Raw genomic sequence first — 20,750 nt, 5'->3', positions numbered from 1 at the left:
ATATATAAAAAATTATTTTTTAAATTAAATTTATAATATATAAAAAATATTTTTAATAAATTTAATTAATAATCATTTGAAAAAAAATATTATTCATCATAAATAAAAAATTAATTTCTATTAATAAAATATTTTTAATACTAAAAGGTACATATGTCTAATTATTTTAATAACTTAAATTTTAGAAACAAATTAATTGAACTTAAAAAATGTCGTTTTATGGAAAAAAATGAATTTTCTAATAGTATTGATTATTTAAAAAATAAAACAATAGTAATTGTCGGATGCGGATCTCAAGGTTTAAATCAAGGTTTAAATATGAGAGATTCAGGACTTAATATAGCATTCGCTTTACGAAAAAGTTCTATTTCAAAAAAAAATGAGTCATGGAAAAATGCAAAAACTAATAATTTTCATGTAGGTACATATGAATCATTAATACCTACAGCTGATCTAGTGATTAATTTAACTCCGGACAAACAACACCAACATGTTGTCAAAAAATTACAATTGTTAATGAAAAAAAATGCTATTTTAGGATTTTCTCATGGGTTTTATGTTGTAGAAATAAATGCCGATATTAGAAAAGATATTACAGTAATAATGGTTGCTCCTAAATGTCCTGGGACAGAGGTAAGAGAAGAATATAAAAGAAATTTTGGTGTACCAACATTAATAGCTGTACATTCTAATAATGATATTAATAACAATGGATTAGAAATAGCAAAAGCTTGGGCTGTTTCTTTAGGTAGCCATAAAGCTGGAGTATTACATTCTTCATTTATAGCAGAAGTAAAATCAGATTTAATGGGAGAACAAACTATTTTATGTGGTATGTTGCAAGCCGGATCTTTATCTTATTATCAAAAATTAGTTTCTTTAAATGTTAATGAAAAGTATGCTGGTTCATTTATTCAATTTGGATGGGAAGTTTTTACTGAATCTCTTAAACATGGAGGTATCACGTTAATGTTAGATAGATTATCAAATATTAATAAAATAAAAGCATACGAATTATGTGAAAAATTAAAAACTCTATTAAAACCTTTATTTTGTCAACATATGGATAATATTATTTCTGGTGATTTTTCATCAAAAATGATATGTGATTGGAATAACAACGATTTTTGTTTACATCAATGGAGAAAAGAATCAAAAAACTCATCTTTTGAATTAGCTCCTTTATATCCTCAAAAAATTTTTGAAGAAACTTTTTTTGAAAAAGGTACATTTATGATTGCATTATTAAAAGCAGGCATTGAGTTATCTTTTGAAATTATGGTTGAAACAGGTATTTTAGAAGAATCTGCATATTATGAATCATTACATGAATTACCTTTAATAGCTAATACAATTGCACGTAAACGTTTATATGAGATGAATGTTATTATATCTGATACTGCAGAATATGGTAGTTATTTATTTGCTAATGCAGCTATTCCTATTTTAAATCAATTTATGATAGAAAATAGTATAAGTATTTGCGATAATAATGAAAATCATTATTTAATAAACAATAGTTACTTATATAAAGTTAATGAATCAATTAAAAATCATCCAATAGAATTAATAGGAAAAAAATTAAGATCATATATGACTAATATGAAATCAATAAATTTTAATAATTAATTTAATAAAACTATATTATAGTATATCATATATAGTGTATTACAAAGGGAAAATCTTAAGGAATTTCCCTTGTTTTTATGTTTAATTATATTAAATGTTAAATGTATAAAATAAAATTTATTTATGTAAACAGTGTGCATATGTATTTAAACATTACTCAAAAAAAAATAATAAAATATTCTCATGGTCCTTGTTTAGTATTAGCTGGTGCTGGATCTGGAAAAACTAGAGTTGTTATTAGTAAAATAATATATTTAATAAATGTATGTAAAGTTAAATCTGAAAATATCGTAGCAATAACTTTTACTAATAAATCAGCTCAAGAGATGCAATTACAATTAATTAAACATTTTAAAAATTGTAATAATAAAATAAAGGTTAATATCTCTACATTTCATTCTTTTGGATTACGAATTATTAAGTCAGAACTTTTTCATTTAAATTTAAAAGCAAATTTTTCTTTACTTAATCAAGAAGATAAACTTTTTTTACTAAAAACATTTACAAAATCAGTTTTTAAAAAAAATAATGATTTATTATTGAAATTAAGCTCAAAAATTTCTTATTGGAAAAATAAGTTAATAGATCCATTAAATGCCAAACTAAAATCTATAACAAATTTAGATAAAACATTTGCAATGTACTATGATTTGTATCAATTTCATTTAAATAATTTTAATAAATTAGATTTAGATGACTTAATATTTATTCCTACCTTACTGTTAAAAAATAATGCAAGTGCAAGATTACGTTGGCAAAAAAAAGTTGATTATTTATTGGTAGATGAATACCAGGATACTAATGTAATTCAATATAATTTAATAAAAATGTTAAATCCGAAAAATTTTACTTTAGTTGGAGATGATGATCAATCTATTTATTCTTGGAGGGGGGCTGAACCAAAAAATTTACTCTTTTTAAAAATAGATTATCCTCATTTAAAAATATTTAAATTAGAGCAAAATTATCGTTCATCTGGAAGAATTTTAAAAGCTTCTAATAAATTAATAGCTAATAATTTACATATATATAAAAAGAGTTTGATCACTCAACTAAAATATGGATCTAAAATTAAAATTTTACAAAACATTAATGAAGAATATGAAGCAAAAAATATTGCTAAAGAAATAGTATCTCATTATAAAAAATTTAACACACAATTTTCTGATTATGCTGTTTTGTATCGCAGTAATCAACAGTCTAAAATATTAGAAAGTATTTTTATAAAAAATCATATTCCTTACAATATTAATAATCGTACTCAGTTTTTAAAATTCTTTGAAATAAAAATTTTAATGAATTATTTAAAATTTATACTTAATCCAAATGATAATTTTTATTTTTTAAAAGTAATTAATGTCCCTGGTCGGAAAATAGGAATTTCTACTATAAAAAAATTGAAAAGTTGGGCTATAAAAAACAATATTAGTTTATACAAAACTTGTTACAATGATAATTTAGAAAAAATTTTAAGTAAAAATAAGGTAAAATCTTTAAAAAAATTTATTAAATGGATTAAAGAATCAATAGTGTTATCAGATGTACAACCAATGCAAATTATTTCTCACATTATAAAAAATATTAATTATAAAAATTGGTTAAAAGAATCTTCAAAAGATTTAGTAGAATTTAAAAAAAATGTTAAAAACATATCTATATTCGTTAATTTAATTAATGAACTTTTAATAGGGAATAGTCAACATCCTCAAATGACCTTATCTGAAATCGTTTCTTATTTAACTTTATATGAAGATGTAAATGTTAACAGACGTTCTCACTTAAAAGGGGTGTTTTTAATGACTTTACATGCATCTAAAGGTTTAGAATTTCCATTTGTTTTTATAGCAGGTTTAGAAGAAGGAATTTTACCGCATTATTCTAGTATTTCTCAAAATAATATAGAGGAAGAACGCCGTTTGATGTATGTGGGTATGACCCGAGCTAAAAAAGAATTAACTTTAACATTTGCTAACAAACGTAGTAATTATGGGTTAACAACTTTATCTAAATACAGTAGATTTTTATTAGAATTACCTCAAGAAGATTTAGTTTGGATAAATCAAAAAAATAATTTTAATAGCAATATATTATTAAATAATAGTATTAATAGAATAAAATTCTTAAAAAAAATGTTAAAATTGTCAAAATAATTAATATTTGTGTAATTTAATCTAAAATAGATTACACATTTTATGTATATTTACAAATTATTAATTTTTAATAGTAATATTTATTTACGTAAATGTGCTGATTAAGTAAATTTAAATAATATAATAATCAATTAAACGATTAACATTTTTTTAAATTTAAAAAATTTATTTTATAGGAATAATCATGAATAATAATATTATTAAAGTGACTGATGAAACTTTTAAAAAAAATGTCATTCAAAATGAAAAATTTGTTTTAGTCGATTTTTGGGCTCCTTGGTGTGGTCCTTGCAAAACGTTTGTTCCTATTTTAGAAACAGTATCAAAATTATATGTTGGAAAATTAATTGTTGTAAAAATTAATATTGATGATAACCCTAAAATTATTAATACATATCAAATTAAAAATATTCCTACTTTATTACTTTTTAAAAATGGAAAAGTAATACATAGTAATGTAGGTGTAATATCTCAAGAACGATTAGAACACATCTTAAATACAACGATAAACTAATCTTTACAAAAAATATAATGCGGTTTTGTATTTTGCTGCGAAACCGCTGGTGTATATATTCAAAGTATATTATAATATATTTATAAAAATAATTATGCTAAAGATATTTCTTTTTATAAAAAAAACATTTTTTAATTTTAATACAACATACATTAAATATACTGTGTGTATTTAAATTTTTTAATCAAATGTTAAAAATATTTAAAATATATATTTTAAATAACATTAACAATAATAACTATTTCAAGATATACCTCTAGTTTACAAAGAACCTATTATCATGAACCTTACTGAACTTAAAAATACACCGGTTTCTGAATTAATTATTATTGGTGAAAATGTAGGACTGGAAAATTTAGCGCGTATGCGTAAACAAGATATTATTTTTTCAATTCTAAAACAACATTCAAAAAGTGGAGAAGATATATTTGGAAACGGTGTTTTAGAAATATTACAGGACGGATTTGGGTTTTTAAGGTCGGCTGATAGTTCTTATTTGGCTGGACCAGATGATATTTATGTTTCTCCTAGTCAAATTCGTCGATTTAATTTACGAACAGGTGATACTATTTCGGGTAAAATTAGACCTCCAAAAGAAGGTGAAAGATATTTTGCACTTTTAAAAGTTAATGAGGTTAATTATGATAAACCAGAAAATGCTAGAAATAAAATATTATTTGAAAACTTAACACCTTTACATGCTAATTCTCGTTTACGAATGGAAAGAGGTAATGGATCTACTGAAGATTTAACGGCTCGAGTATTAGATCTAGCTTCCCCTATAGGTTTAGGACAAAGAGGTTTAATTGTAGCACCTCCTAAAGCTGGGAAAACAATGTTATTACAAAATATAGCTCAAAGTATTACCTATAATTATTCAGAGTGCGTGTTAATGGTTTTACTAATAGATGAAAGGCCAGAAGAAGTAACTGAGATGCAAAGGTTAGTAAAAGGAGAGGTGGTAGCTTCTACTTTTGACGAACCAGCTTCTAGACATGTACAAGTAGCAGAAATGGTAATTGAGAAAGCAAAACGTTTAGTAGAACATAAAAAAGATGTTGTAATTTTGTTGGATTCAATTACTAGGTTAGCAAGAGCTTATAATACTGTTGTACCAGCTTCAGGAAAAATTTTAACTGGAGGTGTTGATTCTAATGCTTTACATAGACCTAAAAGATTTTTTGGGGCGGCTAGGAATGTAGAAGAGGGAGGAAGTTTAACTATTATAGCAACTGCTTTAATAGATACAGGATCAAAAATGGATGAAGTAATTTATGAAGAATTTAAAGGTACTGGGAATATGGAGTTACCATTATCTAGAAAAATTGCGGAAAAGAGAGTATTTCCAGCTATAGATTATAATAGGTCCGGAACAAGGAAAGAAGAACTTTTAACTCATGCATCAGAACTTCAAAAAATGTGGATTTTGAGGAAGATAATACATCCTATGAATGAAATAGATGCAATGGAATTTTTACTTAATAAATTATCTATGACAAAAACAAACAATGATTTTTTTGATATGATGAAACGTTCTTAATAGATTAACAATTATTGACGATAAATTTTTTTAAAAAAAGGTTATCTATTAAATAAAAGATACAATTATTTAATAGTATTTATTTTTTAGAAATATACTAATCATGCAATGTATTAAAAATGAAATAAATTAATAATTATATTTTATTTATTTTTTAATAAATTTAAAAAAATATTTTTTTCAATGATTATTATTTGGATATATATGATGTATTAATTTATAATTTTAATTTATTATAAAAGTAATTAAAAAGTTAAATTTATAATATTTTTTTTAAAAATATTAAAGATTAATTAAAATTAATTTTTTTGATTGATTGATGATCATTTTTGTACGAAAGTACTGGACATTTTAATTAAATGAATTTAAAATCAATCATAGTGTTAATGCGCCCATAGCTTAATTGGATAGAGCATTACCCTCCGAAGGTAAAGGTTTCAGGTTCAAATCCTGATAGGCGCATATGAACTTTTCAAATAATTATTTGTAATGGTGGTTATAGCTCAGCTGGTAGAGCATTGGATTGTGGTTCCAGAGGTCATGGGTTCAAATCCCATTAACCACCCATAAAAATATTTATCGGCGAATAGCGCAGCTTGGTAGCGCAACTGGTTTGGGACCAGTAGGTCAGAGGTTCAAATCCTCTTTCGCCGAGAGCTAACTTAATTTTAAATGTAACATAAAAAAATATAATTTAAATTATAAAGATTCATTTATAATATTGATTCGAGTTGTTTATAAGTAATACATTACATATTTTTTTAATTATTAATTTATTTTTTTATGGTTAGTAGTTATTTTATTTAGCAATATTATTGCTTAACTGATTTTTTTAATAATGTTGTTATTGCAATAATTGTTAATATTACTTAGTATTTAGTATTTGTTAAAATAGTAATTTTATTTACTTATGAGTCTAATATTATTTTAGTAATAGTTATGATTGTATTATATAATAGTAGTATTGTATAATATTATTATTGTTTACTATGTATGAAACAAAAAATAAAATTTACTAAAATGCATGGACTTGGTAATGATTTTGTAATAGTCAATAATTTAAATAAAAATTTTTTATTTACTCCAAAAATTATTTCGCAATTGTCACATAGAAATACAGGTATAGGTTTTGATCAATTACTTGTTGTAGAACGATCAAAATATTCTCATTTAGATTTTTTCTATAAAATATTTAATGCTAATGGAAAAGAAGTATATCAATGTGGAAATGGAGCTAGGTGTTTTGCTCATTTTGTTTATCTAAAAAAATTAACTACTAAAAAAAATATTTATGTTTATACTAAACAAAGTACATTACATATTAATAACATTGATAAGGAAGAAATAATAGTTAATATGGGAAAGCCTATTTTTGAACCTTATAAAATACCTTTTTTAGTTCCAGAGTATAATAAGGAGTATTCTATTACTATAGAAGATAAAAATATCGTTTGTAGCGTTTTGTCATTAGGAAACCCTCATTGTATAGTAAATACAAAAAATATTTTTAAAACTTCTGTAACATTTTTAGGGGGATTAATAGAACGTCATTTTTTATTTCCGGAAGGAGTAAATGTTAGTTTTATGCAAATTAAAACAACAAATGAAATCAGTTTAAGAGTATATGAAAGAGGAGTAGGAGAAACCAAAGCTTGTGGTAGTGCAGCATGTGCAGCAGTAATAGTGGGTATTTTACAAAAAAAAATAACAATGGGACGTGATATAATAGTTCATTTACCTGGAGGAGTTTTAAAGATATTTTGGGAAAATAAAAAATCATGTGTATATATGAAGGGACCTTCTACACATGTATATGACGGAATTATTAATATATAAAATATATAAAATATTTTTTTTAAAAAAAATATATTTAGTGTACTATTTATATGAATTAATATTTAATCATTTTTAATATATAAATATTAATTTGCTATTATTAAATTTAAAGGATAAATCATATTTGATAATTATCTTAATTTAAAATATAAAATTTTTTTATGTTTAAATTGTTTAAAAATATTTTTTTTAACAATTGATATTTGGTATACATTTTTTACATTATAAAATGTAAATATAATAATATTAGTTACTTTGTAGTATTTTAATATTAATATTATATATTACGTATAGAATTTTATTCTATATTATTTATTAAATTTAGAACTTTAAAATTATTACAAAATTTTTTTTATATAAAATGTAGATTAATTATTATTAACCTAATAAGTCTTAATTTGTTTAAGATTATATGTTATTTTTATCTTTTATAATTGTTCGTAACAGTAGTAACTGTTACATTAATTTTTTATTAATTTCCTAATGTATTTTAGTAATAAAGATTATTTTTTGAAGTAATTTATTTTTTTTGTTTAATTAACTAACATTGTATTAGGTAATTTTATAATTATTAATTTTTTATTTAGTAATTTCCAATATGAATTACTTTTATTTATTTTTTTGATTTACTCATTAATAAACGTTTTTATTGTATATATAAATTTTATAATTACAGTTATATTCATTAAATTTTTTTATTATAGTTTATTATATATATTTAATCAAATAGTTAGATTAATGTATTTAATTTTTTTTGTAAGATAGTAAATATTTAAAGCTCAATTTTAAATTTTCAGGTCATTTTTATATTTATAATTTAACTTATTTAATATTTTTATGTATTAATTAAAACAATTATTTAATAATTATTTTAATTAATACGAATAAATTTATAATTTTAATACAGATCAATAATTTTTAATTTTTTTTAAAGAATTTTAGCAAATAAATTAAAATATTTTATTTGCAAATTTCATGAATTACTTGACTAAAAAATAAAATTGCAGTAAATAAAAAATATGGAAAATAAATTAGGACATAATGTTATGTCATCCATTTCTTTTATAGATAAAAAAATAGAATTTAAAGGTAATAGTTTTAATTTTTTAAAAAATTTGAGATTACGTAAAAATATAACTCAAAATAATTCAGCAAAGATTCATAATAAACCAGAAATGGGCGAAGTTGTTACTTTATCACCACAAGAAAAAACGTTAACATATTCAAAAACATCTTTAGATCCAAAATACCCTATAGTATTTCATAAAAAACATGCTCGTATAGATAAACCAGTAACAGTAGAAAATAAAAATATTATTGATGAAGATGAAATACCAGTTCATCCAGATGGACCTTGTTTTGCAGAATTGTTGGGATTTGGTCATAGTTTAAGAGGATTGACTCCAGTATTTCATGCGATTAAAAGTATTGTTACTAGCGCTAAAAAAACAATTTCAGAAGCATCATTACCTGAAAATTTGTCTTCTGTTGTTACATATCCTGTCAATTCTTTTGTACAAAATTTATCTTCTAGATTTGCTTTTATTTTAAACTCTATTAATAAAACAATACAAAAGTCGTTTGTTGATGACTCTCATTCAAAAAATCCGGGGAAAATTGATTCTAAAGTTCATTCTGAATCTTCTAATCCCCGTAGTCTTAGTCCATCGTTAAACAACGAAGAAATTAATAGTGAATTACCTTGGAAAGCTTTTAGAGATAGAGATCATGCTATTCAAGCATCACATTTTGGAACAATGTTACAAAATACATTTGAAACATTACAAAGTAAATCAATGTTACATAGTTTATTTTTGAAAAAATTAGGTCGTTCTTCATATGAAATAAATGGTGTTAAAATACCTACTTCATCAGCTAGAATTGCACTAAAAAAAATGATTAACATAATACCTAATGCTGAATCTATTCAGTTAATTTCAACATATGCAAATGAAGGAGTATTCGGACAAGCATATTCAAATTTATTGAGTAAATATCCAGAAGTATCTAAATTACGTTTTAATAATTCACATGTTTCATATAAAATTAATGCATTAGATAAAGATACTTTTAGAATTGTAGCAACTAATTTAAGTGAATTAAAACCAACTTATGATTTTATGCAAACTCCATATCATTCATTAGGAATGCGTTCTTCTATGATTTTTTCTAAGAAAAATCATCCAGTAATGAAAAATGCTTTTTTTGTTCGTTAATAGTATACTTTAATATATAAAATATATTGAAAGTAAATTTTTTAAATTTTTTGTCGTTGAGGACGATATTAATAACCAAATATCGTCCTCAAAAAAATAGTAACATTTATATTATTATATTATTTTTTACGATTTTTTTATTTGTAATAATTTTTTTATTTATCTTTTTTAAATTATTTTTTATAATAAAAAGTGTCTTGAATATTTTGAACAAATTTACTGTTATTAATAATAACGATTTTATTAATGTCTATTAGTTATTAATTTAAGTAAGTTTAATTATTATTAAACAGTAATAGTACATGTAGTTACTTATTAAATTCATTTAGTGATTTTTTGTATATGTGTTTAAATAGTTTGGTTTTAAATTGTTACAATAAATATTTTAATTTATAACATAACCAATTAGTATTTATAGTAATTGTTATTAATTAATTAGTTTATTAGAAAGTGTTTTTTTAATTATATAATTGAGTTAAGTATTTTGATGTGTATGATAAAACTATTTAGATTAAATATAATAATTGATAATCAATGTTGTTGAATTAGTTTGTTTTGAAAATATATTTAATAATATTGCTTCAGCAAAATTAAATTTTTTTACTATATGTGAATAAACGTTTATTTATAAATATAAAATGATAAAAAACAAATTTAAACTAATTGATAACAATCTATTAAAAATTAATATAACATAAATAGTTTTCTTTGTATGTATACGTTTTTTTATTATAATATAGGTGAGTTTATAAAAATTTTAATATGTATAATATATATTATGTTGAAAAAATTATATTTCGTATTTATATATTAGTTATTAAAATTATTATTTTGTTGGCCATTGAATTAATAATTTTATATTGAATACTTTTAGTGTAGTTAATATGTTGTATAAACAACTCTTATTTTTCAAGAAAAGTAATGATACAAATAGTATAATTTTACCAATAATTTTCTGTTGTAATATGTCCAGGTTTCCTTCTAAAATGTTTTTCTATATTATATTTTTTTTTGAAAAAACATAATGTATCTTTTACCATAAAAGGATTTCCACATAACATTATATGAGAATTATTTATATCTATTTCTAAACCTATTTTATTTTCAATTTTTTTATTCAATAATAATTCAGGAATTCTTCCACATAAAGAATCTTTTTCATATTCTCTACTAACAATAGTTAATACACGTAGTTTATTTTTATATTTTTTCTGTAATTTTTTTATTAAAGGTAAATAATTGAGCTCTGATACATATCGGACAGCATGAATTAATATTATGGTTTTAAAGCGTTTAATATTTTCATATTCTTGCAGTATAGAACAATATGGACCAATAGCAGTTCCAGTAGCAAACATCCATAATATTTGACAATTTGGAATTTCATTTAATGTAAAAAAGCCAAATGATTGTTTGCTAATCATAATATTATCTAAAGGTTTTAATTTATATAATAGTTCAGTAATTTTGCCGGAAGGTATTAATGTTATGTAAAATTCTAAATTTTTATTATTAGGAGAATTAGTGTAAGAGTATGCACGTTGAATTCTTTTACCATCATTATTTATCAAAGATAATTTAGCAAATTGTCCAGCAATAAAAGGTAATATAGGAGCTTTTAAAAATATACTAAATAAATTAGGAGTCCATATTTTTACTTTTGTTATAGTAGCATTTATCCAAATAGTCATTTTTATACTCTTTGTTGTCTATAATAATTGAATTGATTAATTTTTTATTAGAAAGTTTTTAAATGTATTGAATTATTTAAAATATATTTATATGTGTTTATTTAAGATGAGCTATTTATATAGTGATTGTTTAATTATTATTTAATAATTGTTAAAAAATTTAATTTGTAAACTAATTAGTAAAAATATTATATATAAAATATAATGTTAAAATATTAATTTTATTTAATAATATAAATTATATTTGCATTTTTTGTTTTTTATTTTATATTAAGATATTTAATTTTATTACGTTGTAATAGTTGTTAAAAAATACTTTAATATAAAATATGGTATAAATAATAATTATGTATAATAATACATTTATTATTTAGAATGTACTTAAAATATATTAAATTATATTGAAATATTAACTAAATAATTTGTTAAATTTATATAACTAATGTTTTTTTATCTTAGATTAATCTAAGATAAAAAAACATTTAGTACTTTTTGTTCTTTAAATTTTAAGATTTATAATATAAATCGACTAAGATCTTCATTTGCTGCTAATTGACTTAAATGTTTCGTAACATATTTGCTATTAATATCTATAGAATGACCTTTGTTGTCATTAGCATGGAATGAAATATCTTCCATTAATCTTTCTAATACAGTATGTAATCTACGGGCACCTATGTTTTCCATAGATTCATTAACTTTCCAAGCTATTTCTGCTATCTGCCGAATTCCTTTTTTAGTAAAGTTTATAGTAACTCCTTCTGTTGCCATTAATGCTTTGTATTGAACTGTTATTGAAGAAGTTGGTTCAGTTAGAATACGTTCAAAGTCATCTATTGTTAGTGGTTGTAATTCTACTCTAACGGGTAGTCTACCTTGTAATTCTGGAATTAAATCAGATGGTGTTGCAATTTGGAATGCTCCTGACGCGATAAATAAAATATGGTCAGTTTTAACCATTCCATGTTTAGTAGAAACTGTACAGCCTTCAATTAAAGGTAATAAATCTCTTTGTACACCTTCTCTTGAAACATCTGGTCCTGACATATTACTTCGTTTACAAATTTTGTCAATTTCATCTATGAAAACAATACCATTTTGTTCTACTGCATGAATTGCTGCTTTTTTTATTTCTTCTATATTGAAAAGCTTAGCAGCTTCTTCTTCTGCTAATATTTTCATAGCATCTTTGATTTTTAACTTACGTACACTTTGTTTATTACTTCCTAGATTTTGAAACAATGATTGTAATTGATTTGTTAATTCTTCCATTCCAGGAGGAGCCATTATTTCAACTCCAATAGGTACAGTAGATACATTAATTTCAATTTCTTTATCGTCTAATTTTCCATCTCTTAATTTTTTTCTAAAAGATTGAATAGTAGTTAAAGGTCTATGATTTTGTTCATTTGTTCGCCAATTGTTTTGAACGGTTGGTACTAAAACAGCTAAAATCCTTTCTTCTGCCATCTTTTCTACTTTACTTTTGTTTTTTTTAATAATTTCTATTCGTATCATTTTAATAGCAGAATCAGTTAAATCTCTAATAATTGAATCAACTTCTTTTCCAACATAACCGACTTCTGTAAATTTTGTAGCTTCTATTTTTATAAATGGAGCATAAGCTAATTTAGCTAAACGTCTTGCTATCTCAGTTTTACCAACTCCTGTAGGGCCAATCATAAGAATATTTTTAGGTGTTACTTCATAACGTAAATCATCTTCTAATTGCATTCTTCGCCATCTGTTTCTTAAAGCAATTGCTACAGCTTTTTTAGCTTGATTTTGTCCTATTATAAATTTGTCTAATTCACTAACAATTTTTTTAGGAGTCATTTCAGACATAAGATTAATCCTTATTTTTTAGAAGGTAATTCTTTTATTGTAAAACTATGATTAGTGTAAATACAAATATTAGCAGCGATATTAAGTGATTTTTGAACGATTTCTTTTGCGTTAAACGTAGAATTATCTAATAATGCTCTAGCGGCTGCTTGAGCATAAGAACCTCCTGATCCTATTGCTATTAGATCATCCTCAGGTTGAATAACGTCACCACTGCCTGTAATAATTAATGAGGTATCTTCATTTGCTACGGCTAATAAAGCTTCTAATTTTCTTAATATACGGTCTGTTCTCCAGTCTTTTGCTAATTCTATAGCTGCTCTTTGAATTTGTCCTTGATACATTGTTAATTTTTTTTCAAATAACTCAAATAAAGTAAAAGCATCTGCTGTTCCACCGGCAAATCCAGCAATTACCTTTTTGTTATATAAAGTTCTTACTTTTTTCACATTACTTTTCATTACTGTATTACCTAAAGTAGCTTGACCATCTCCGCCAATGACTACTTGGTTTTTTAGACGAACACTTAAAATTGTTGTCACGAATAATTACCTTATGTAAATCAAAAATTATTAAATTTTTATATATTATTTTTTATAAGTGGTGTTCTTTGTAATGTTATGTATTAAATTTAGTGCAATATATACAATTGTAATTGTTATAATAAAATTTAACTATTTTTAGTATTGAGTAATTTTTGACAAATTTAATAATTTATGAAATATTTTTTTTAAATCTTATTTTTTTTAAAAATTGATTTTTAACATAAATATGTTTAATTAATTTTATCTATTAATTTTTAAATAAATAAAATTAATTTGTTTAGTTTTCTTGTATTGTTTTAATATAAAAAATGTTATTAAATGTTTTGATAGTAATGATTATTTATGATAATCAAAGCAATTGTATTTTTATTTATAAAAAATCTAACAATTTAGTATTTATTATTTACTTGAAAACAATAATTGTAATTGATAGTTTTTTTATATACAATCTTATGTTGTAAATATATACATTTTGTTATGTATAATGATATGTTTATATTATTAATTTTTTGAATAAACAATTTTTATATGTTTAATAAAAAACTAGTAATATACTTAATATATTCAATGATTTATTAATGTAATTTTAAATATATAAGTAATTAATTAAAGGAAAGAAACGTGAAAAAAAATATACACCCTAAATATTCGAAAATTAGTGTTAATTGTTCCTGTAGTAACGTTATTGAAATTTTTTCAACATTAACTCAAAATTTAACTTTAGATGTATGTTCGAAATGTCATCCATTTTATACAGGAAAACAGCGTATTGTTGATACTAGTGGTCGTGTTGAAAAATTTCATAAACGTTTTACTAGTCTTGTACGTTAATTCAATAAAAAATATGTTACACGCTATATATTTTCATTTTAGTTTTTATTAACAAAATTATTTACATAAAAATATTTTTTATATTTTATATAGTTATAAATAATTATGTTTTTATTACATAATATTATTATTTTAATACTTTAATAAAGTTAATATTAATATCGATATTATACTATTTTTAAAAAATTGATTAAATGATTGATTACATTTACATGTATATTATGATAATTTATAAAATTATTAAAAATAATGTTATTTTTTAGTTTTACAGTCATTTTTTAGTAAAATTGTATACAACAAAAATTATTATTAAAATTAATTTTAAATAAATAAAAAATAAATATTTTTTAATATTATTGATATAATACAAATATCATACATATTAATTGTTAATTTTTTTAAATTATTTTGTTATCTTATTTATTAATAATATTTATATTAAATTTGTTTGAATTATTCTTATAGTTTTTTTATTGAAAATAAATTTAATATTTTAATGTGCATTTTGATGTTTTATATATTTATAATATTTTTAGGTTTAATTTATAAAAATTAACCTAATTTATTTTTCTATATTTTATAGACAATTTTTTTTATTTGTAAGTATGGTATTACTGCTTAACAAAACAAATTAGTTTGTTGTTATGATATTCAAATAACATGTTTTATATTATTCATAATTGTTTTTTTATATTTAAATAATTTTTTTATTATATAATTGATAATAAATTATATATGTGTTTTTTATACTGAAATTTATTAATATTTTTTAAAATAAATTATTCCTAAAAATTTAAAAATTTTTTGTTATGGGAATGTTAGTAATATAGTAAATAATTTTATTATTAATTATTTATTTTTTAAAATTAATTTAAATCAACTTTTGAAGTATATTAGTAATGTTTTTAATATTACATGTTCAAAATGTAAAGTATTGTATGTCAAAATTATGAAATAAATTTTTACTAAAACAAAAAGATAATTATTTCTAAATTAGAAGCAAAATATTATTATTATAATACATAAATAAAAATTTAAAAGTATTTACTAGTAGTTGCTACATATTAACATGTTAAAAATATTAAAAAATGTTTAATTAATAATTTTTATTACTCTTATTATTATTTGTTTTATTTATTGCATTATTACGAATTTTAAGAAATTGATTTTATACCCATAGGTTATAAATAAAAATTATTATTAAATTTATTATAAGTAATAAATGATACTATTAAAGTTTGTTTGTATATTAACAATGCTTACTTAAAATAAATTGAATAAAATTAAATATTATGATAAATAATTTTTTTTTAATTTATAATTTTTAGCACAATATTGTGTATTATAGATTATTAATTATGAATTTAAATCAATTATTTAAATATTAAACTGTATATAATGTGTTTGGAAAGATTTTTATTTGTAAGTTTATAATAGTAAATAATATGATTATGAAGTATAACAATTTTTTTTAAAAATATAGTTAAATATTTAATATAGTTTTAAAATTAAATATCAATTGAAAATTGATAATTTTAGAATTTATTTTTAAGGAACATAAATAACTTTAATAATTTTAGTAAATATAATTTTTTTATTATTGCATAATAGTTAATTAATTTATAGTAGTTATCAATAATATGATGTTGATATAAGAAGTATTGTTTTGTTATTAAAATAGATATTTTTTTTAAAAAAATAGAAATTAAATATGAGTATACTTTAATACTAAATGTATTTTTATTTTTGAGCGGGAAACGAGACTTGAACTCGCGACCTCAACCTTGGCAAGGTTGCACTCTACCAACTGAGCTATTCCCGCATCAATTAATATATTATGTTCTTATAGTTAAACACAAAAAAATATATAATTCAAGAATCTTTATAAATTTTTTATGAAAATGCATATTTTATAGTCATTAAAACTAATTTTGAATAAAATGTTTTTTATAGAATGATAATTCTGAAATAGATGCATAAATGTCATGTAAAGCAGAATGTATATTATTTTTTTTAATCTTTTTTAGAATTTCAGGTTTCCATCGATAAACTAACTCTTTTAACGTACTAACATCAATATTTCTGTAATGAAAAAATAATTCTAAAGTTGGCATATATTTGAACAAAAATTGTCGATCTTGGCCAATTGAATTGCCACACATAGGCGATGTATTTTCTGGTACCCATTTTTTTAAAAAGTTAATTGTACTTAATTCGGCCATTTTTTCATTAAATAGGCTATTTTTTACTCTTGTAATTAGTCCATTTTTTGTATGAGTAGTACAATTCCAATTGTTCATGATATTTAGTGTTTTTTCAGATTGATATATAGGTATAACAGGGCCTTCTGCTATAACGTTTAAGTGAGAATTAGTAATTAAAGTTGCTATTTCTAAGATATAGTTCTTTTCAGGGTTTAACCCAGTCATTTCTAAATCAATCCAAATTAAATTACTTTTATTCATTATGTTATTAATTATTTTTTATTAAAATGTACAATTGTACATTTTTAAAGTATTGCAAATATTTTTTGACTTAAATAATTCAGGTCACTTAATTTTTGCGTCTTTGTACATTTATTTAGTGTATCATATAGTAACTGGTAATTTATTTGAGATAATTTAAATTAAGCTAAAATTTTTTACTATTTTTACAATTATATTTTTTATATATGTAAAAAATTTTTTAATAATAAATTGATTAACATTAACATGTTTAACTAATATGATTAAATAATTTATAAAATTATTCATTATATTAGTAATAATTGTATTTAAAAGCAAGTTACTATCTTTTGTCGCGCAGTATTAAATATATATAATTATATCTGTTTTAGACGTTTAAAATATATGTTTTATATATAAAATTATTTTCTAAAAAAAAATTATATTTTTAAAAAAATAGTATTATTTAATGTGATGTTATTTTTATATAATATCAATATATTATTGAATAAAAAATTAGAAACATAATTTTAATAATATATTATTGAATATTCATTAAATTTATATGAACTATGTTAATTATATAAACATTTTTTTTGCAAAACATATTTTTTTATAATGTATATATTTATAATTTAATTATATATTTTTTATTTATGAAATGTATGAAGGTAATATTTTATTATATTTTATATTAATTTTTTATTAGTTATGGATAGATTATATTAACTAAAATTATTTAATGAGATATTAATTTTTTTAAGAATTTTAAATATTATTATAAATAATAGGTTTTAACATTATATTTTTTTATATTTTTTAAATTTTAGTGAATAATTGTTATTATAATGAATAATTTATTTTTATTAATAAATATTAATATTATTACAATAATTAATTCGTTTAAAAAATTAATTTAAATTAAATGTAAAGATGCTGTTATAAGAATACTGTTATATTTTTAGTTGTTAAAATTATTATAATTTTGTTATCATTATGATAATGTAGTATGTATACAATCTATTTTAACAAAAAATATATTTTGTATTAATAAAATCATTAAATATTTTTTTAAAAAAATATTGTAAAATTGATATTTTATATAACATTTTATATATTTATAAATGATTTGATTTTTTTAGTATTTTATATAGTAAATATTATAGTAATTTTTATTATATTAAATTTATTTAATATTTTATTGATTTCAAATTCATATCATAAGAGTTTATTAAATGAAATATCTTGATCCTATAAATACACAAGCATGGGTAGAATTAAAAAAACATTTTGAACAAATTAAAAACGTACATATAAAAGATTTATTTTACAATGATTCAAATAGATTCGAAAAATTTTCTATTAATTTTGATAATCAATTATTAGTAGATTTTTCTAAAAATAGAATAACTAGTGAAACTGTTAATAAATTATTACAATTAGCTAATGAAATGAAATTAAAATCATCAATACAGTCTATGTTTAATGGAGAAAAAATTAATTATACTGAAAATCAACCTGTATTACATGTTGCGCTAAGGAACCAAATTGATAAAAAAATGATAGTTCATGGTGAAAATATTATGTCATGTATTAATAAATCTTTAAAAAAAATGCAAATATTTTCAGAATTAGTTATTAACAAGATTTGGATAGGGTTTTCTAATAAAAATATTACTGATATAGTAAACATAGGTATAGGGGGATCTGATTTAGGCCCACATATGGTTTATGATGCATTAACTCCATATCGTAACTATTTAAAAGTTCATTATGTTTCAAATATTGATGGATCTCATTTATTAAATGTTTTAAAAAAAGTAAATCCAGAAACAACATTGTTCATAGTAGTTTCAAAAACTTTTACTACTCAAGAAACTATGATTAATGCTAATAGTGCTTGTAATTGGTTATTAAAGTATGCTAAACATAAAAAATTTATATCGAAACATTTTTGTGCTGTTACTATGAATATTCAAAAAGCTAAGTCTTTTGGAATTGACGAACAGAATATTTTTGAATTATGGGATTGGGTAGGTGGTCGTTATTCTTTATGGTCTTCTGTTGGTATATCAATAATGCTTTCTATTGGTTTTAAAAATTTTATGAAACTTTTAGAAGGTGGACATGCTATGGATAGACATTTTTTAGAAACAGATTTTAAAAAAAATATTCCAGTGTTATTAGCGCTTATTAGCGTTTGGTACAATAATTTTTTTAGAATGGAAACAGAAGCTATATTACCTTATGATCAGTATTTACATAGGTTACCTGAATATTTACAGCAAGCAAATATGGAGTCTAATGGCAAATGTGTTAATAGAAATGGAAAATTAGTAACATGGCAAACAGGACCTATTATATGGGGTAAATCGGGTACAAATGGACAACATGCATTTTATCAATTAATGCATCAAGGTACAAAAATTATTCCATGTGATTTTATAGCTGCTATTAATAGTCATAATGAATTAGATGATCATCACAAAATTCTATTGTCACATTTTTTTGCTCAAACAAAGGCATTAGCATTTGGAACAAATAGTGATATCATTTTTAATGATTTTAAAAATGATATTGAATTTAAAAATCATGCTTTACCTTTTAAAGTTTTCTTGGGAAATCGGCCAACAAATTCTATTTTACTTAAAAAAGTGACACCATATACGTTAGGTTTATTATTAGCGTTATATGAACATAAAATTTTTACGCAAGGGGTAATTTTTAATATATTTAGTTTTGACCAATGGGGAGTTGAGTTAGGGAAAATACTTTCCAAAAAAATTTTTGTAAAATTAAATAAAACATTGAATATTTCTAGTTATGATTCTTCAACTGAAAATTTAATTAGTTATTACAAACAATGGAAAGAATAAACATTCTATCATAATTTATATTATACTTAATAAGTTTTTTTAGTTATGAATAACATATTTTATACAACACGATCACAATATGAATTGTAATATATTCACCTTAAGTAAAGTTATTATTTTTAATAGTTTTTTAATTTAACGAAATTGTTATACTGTAAATAAATAATATATTTCTAATAATGAAAAAATTTATTTTAAAATTAATAAATATTAATTTTACACACTTAAGCATGTTAAACAATAAATTTATTAAAAATTTTTAATATATCTTTTAAAAATTTTTAACTAATAGCTTAGTTTATATTAAATAAATAAGTTTAATGACTGATAAGTTAATATGTATAAATTTGTATTTTTTTAATTTTTTTAATATTAATTATTACTAATAAATAATATATTACTAAACATTTTAATAAAATAATGGACAGATAATTAATAATTACTAGTTTAAATTTTTTTTATAATTTTAAAAAATTAATAATTTTTTTTATTCAACAGCATTAATGTAGTAATAATTTAAATATTAATTATTAACTTAATGTTTAGATTGTTAATCGCAATATAGCTATTATTAATGATGGAATTATAAGTATCCGTATAATATTGGGAACATGTTTTTTGTAAAATAATTTA

The 20,750-nt window shown here is 21.1% G+C and carries 12 protein-coding genes and 4 tRNA genes; 11 read left to right on the top strand and 5 right to left on the bottom strand.

All coding sequences use genetic code 11. The features are described 5' to 3' along the window. Positions 1-153 precede the first annotated feature (153 nt). From ilvC to BUCNMO_RS02330, 9 genes are all read left to right on the top strand, one after another. Complete coding sequence (ilvC, locus tag BUCNMO_RS02370) at positions 154-1,629, top strand: ketol-acid reductoisomerase (RefSeq protein WP_158345249.1); 1,476 nt, start codon at positions 154-156, stop codon at positions 1,627-1,629. A 140-nt stretch (positions 1,630-1,769) separates the two neighbouring features. Next, a complete protein-coding gene (locus tag BUCNMO_RS02365; protein ID WP_158345247.1) occupies positions 1,770-3,779 on the top strand; it encodes a UvrD-helicase domain-containing protein in 2,010 nt (669 codons plus the stop codon). A 184-nt stretch (positions 3,780-3,963) separates the two neighbouring features. Beyond that, positions 3,964-4,293, top strand: a complete 330-nt coding sequence (gene trxA, locus BUCNMO_RS02360) for a thioredoxin (protein WP_158345245.1) — start codon at positions 3,964-3,966, stop codon at positions 4,291-4,293. 280 nt (positions 4,294-4,573) lie between these two features. Further along, positions 4,574-5,833 (top strand): transcription termination factor Rho, encoded by a 1,260-nt coding sequence (gene rho / locus BUCNMO_RS02355; protein ID WP_158345243.1) that lies wholly within the window; start codon positions 4,574-4,576, stop codon positions 5,831-5,833. 388 nt (positions 5,834-6,221) lie between these two features. Then, positions 6,222-6,295, top strand: a tRNA-Arg gene (locus BUCNMO_RS02350). 30 nt (positions 6,296-6,325) lie between these two features. Continuing rightward, positions 6,326-6,398, top strand: a tRNA-His gene (locus BUCNMO_RS02345). 15 nt (positions 6,399-6,413) lie between these two features. Further along, positions 6,414-6,487, top strand: a tRNA-Pro gene (locus BUCNMO_RS02340). A 339-nt stretch (positions 6,488-6,826) separates the two neighbouring features. After that, the gene (gene dapF, locus BUCNMO_RS02335) at positions 6,827-7,669 is read left to right on the top strand and encodes a diaminopimelate epimerase (RefSeq protein WP_167308864.1); all 843 of its coding nucleotides are present in this window, start codon (positions 6,827-6,829) and stop codon (positions 7,667-7,669) included. A 1,046-nt stretch (positions 7,670-8,715) separates the two neighbouring features. Next, positions 8,716-9,885 carry a hypothetical protein gene (locus tag BUCNMO_RS02330; protein WP_158345241.1) on the top strand — a complete coding sequence of 390 codons (1,170 nt, stop codon included), beginning with the start codon at positions 8,716-8,718 and terminating at the stop codon, positions 9,883-9,885. 941 nt (positions 9,886-10,826) lie between these two features. Here the strand turns inward: BUCNMO_RS02330 and BUCNMO_RS02325 are convergent. The 3 genes from BUCNMO_RS02325 to hslV all read right to left on the bottom strand — a co-directional run bounded on the left by BUCNMO_RS02325 (position 10,827) and on the right by hslV (position 13,963). Continuing rightward, a complete protein-coding gene (locus BUCNMO_RS02325) occupies positions 10,827-11,576 on the bottom strand; it encodes an FAD-binding oxidoreductase (RefSeq protein WP_158345239.1) in 750 nt (249 codons plus the stop codon). Positions 11,577-12,089: 513 nt separating this feature from the next. Next, complete coding sequence (hslU, locus tag BUCNMO_RS02320) at positions 12,090-13,421, bottom strand: HslU--HslV peptidase ATPase subunit (protein ID WP_158345237.1); 1,332 nt, start codon at positions 13,419-13,421, stop codon at positions 12,090-12,092. Positions 13,422-13,432: 11 nt separating this feature from the next. Beyond that, complete coding sequence (hslV, locus tag BUCNMO_RS02315; RefSeq protein WP_158345235.1) at positions 13,433-13,963, bottom strand: ATP-dependent protease subunit HslV; 531 nt, start codon at positions 13,961-13,963, stop codon at positions 13,433-13,435. 624 nt (positions 13,964-14,587) lie between these two features. Between hslV and rpmE the strand changes: the two genes are divergently transcribed. After that, positions 14,588-14,797, top strand: coding sequence for a 50S ribosomal protein L31 (rpmE, locus tag BUCNMO_RS02310; RefSeq protein ID WP_158345233.1), 210 nt, complete (start codon positions 14,588-14,590; stop codon positions 14,795-14,797). A 1,749-nt stretch (positions 14,798-16,546) separates the two neighbouring features. Here the strand turns inward: rpmE and BUCNMO_RS02305 are convergent. Beyond that, positions 16,547-16,619, bottom strand: a tRNA-Gly gene (locus tag BUCNMO_RS02305). Between the two features lie 103 nt (positions 16,620-16,722). Beyond that, the gene (orn, locus tag BUCNMO_RS02300; RefSeq protein ID WP_158345231.1) at positions 16,723-17,262 is read right to left on the bottom strand and encodes an oligoribonuclease; all 540 of its coding nucleotides are present in this window, start codon (positions 17,260-17,262) and stop codon (positions 16,723-16,725) included. Between the two features lie 1,214 nt (positions 17,263-18,476). Here orn and pgi point away from each other — a divergent pair. Further along, entirely contained in the window at positions 18,477-20,117 is a 1,641-nt protein-coding gene (gene pgi / locus BUCNMO_RS02295; RefSeq protein ID WP_158345229.1) for a glucose-6-phosphate isomerase, read from the top strand. Positions 20,118-20,750 lie beyond the last annotated feature (633 nt).

Source organism: Buchnera aphidicola (Nipponaphis monzeni) (genome assembly GCF_006741185.1).
GTDB classification, from domain to species: domain Bacteria; phylum Pseudomonadota; class Gammaproteobacteria; order Enterobacterales; family Enterobacteriaceae; genus Buchnera_H; species Buchnera_H aphidicola_T.
The sequence above is the reverse complement of the archived record's forward strand: the minus strand, read 5'-3'. Positions and strand labels throughout refer to the sequence as shown.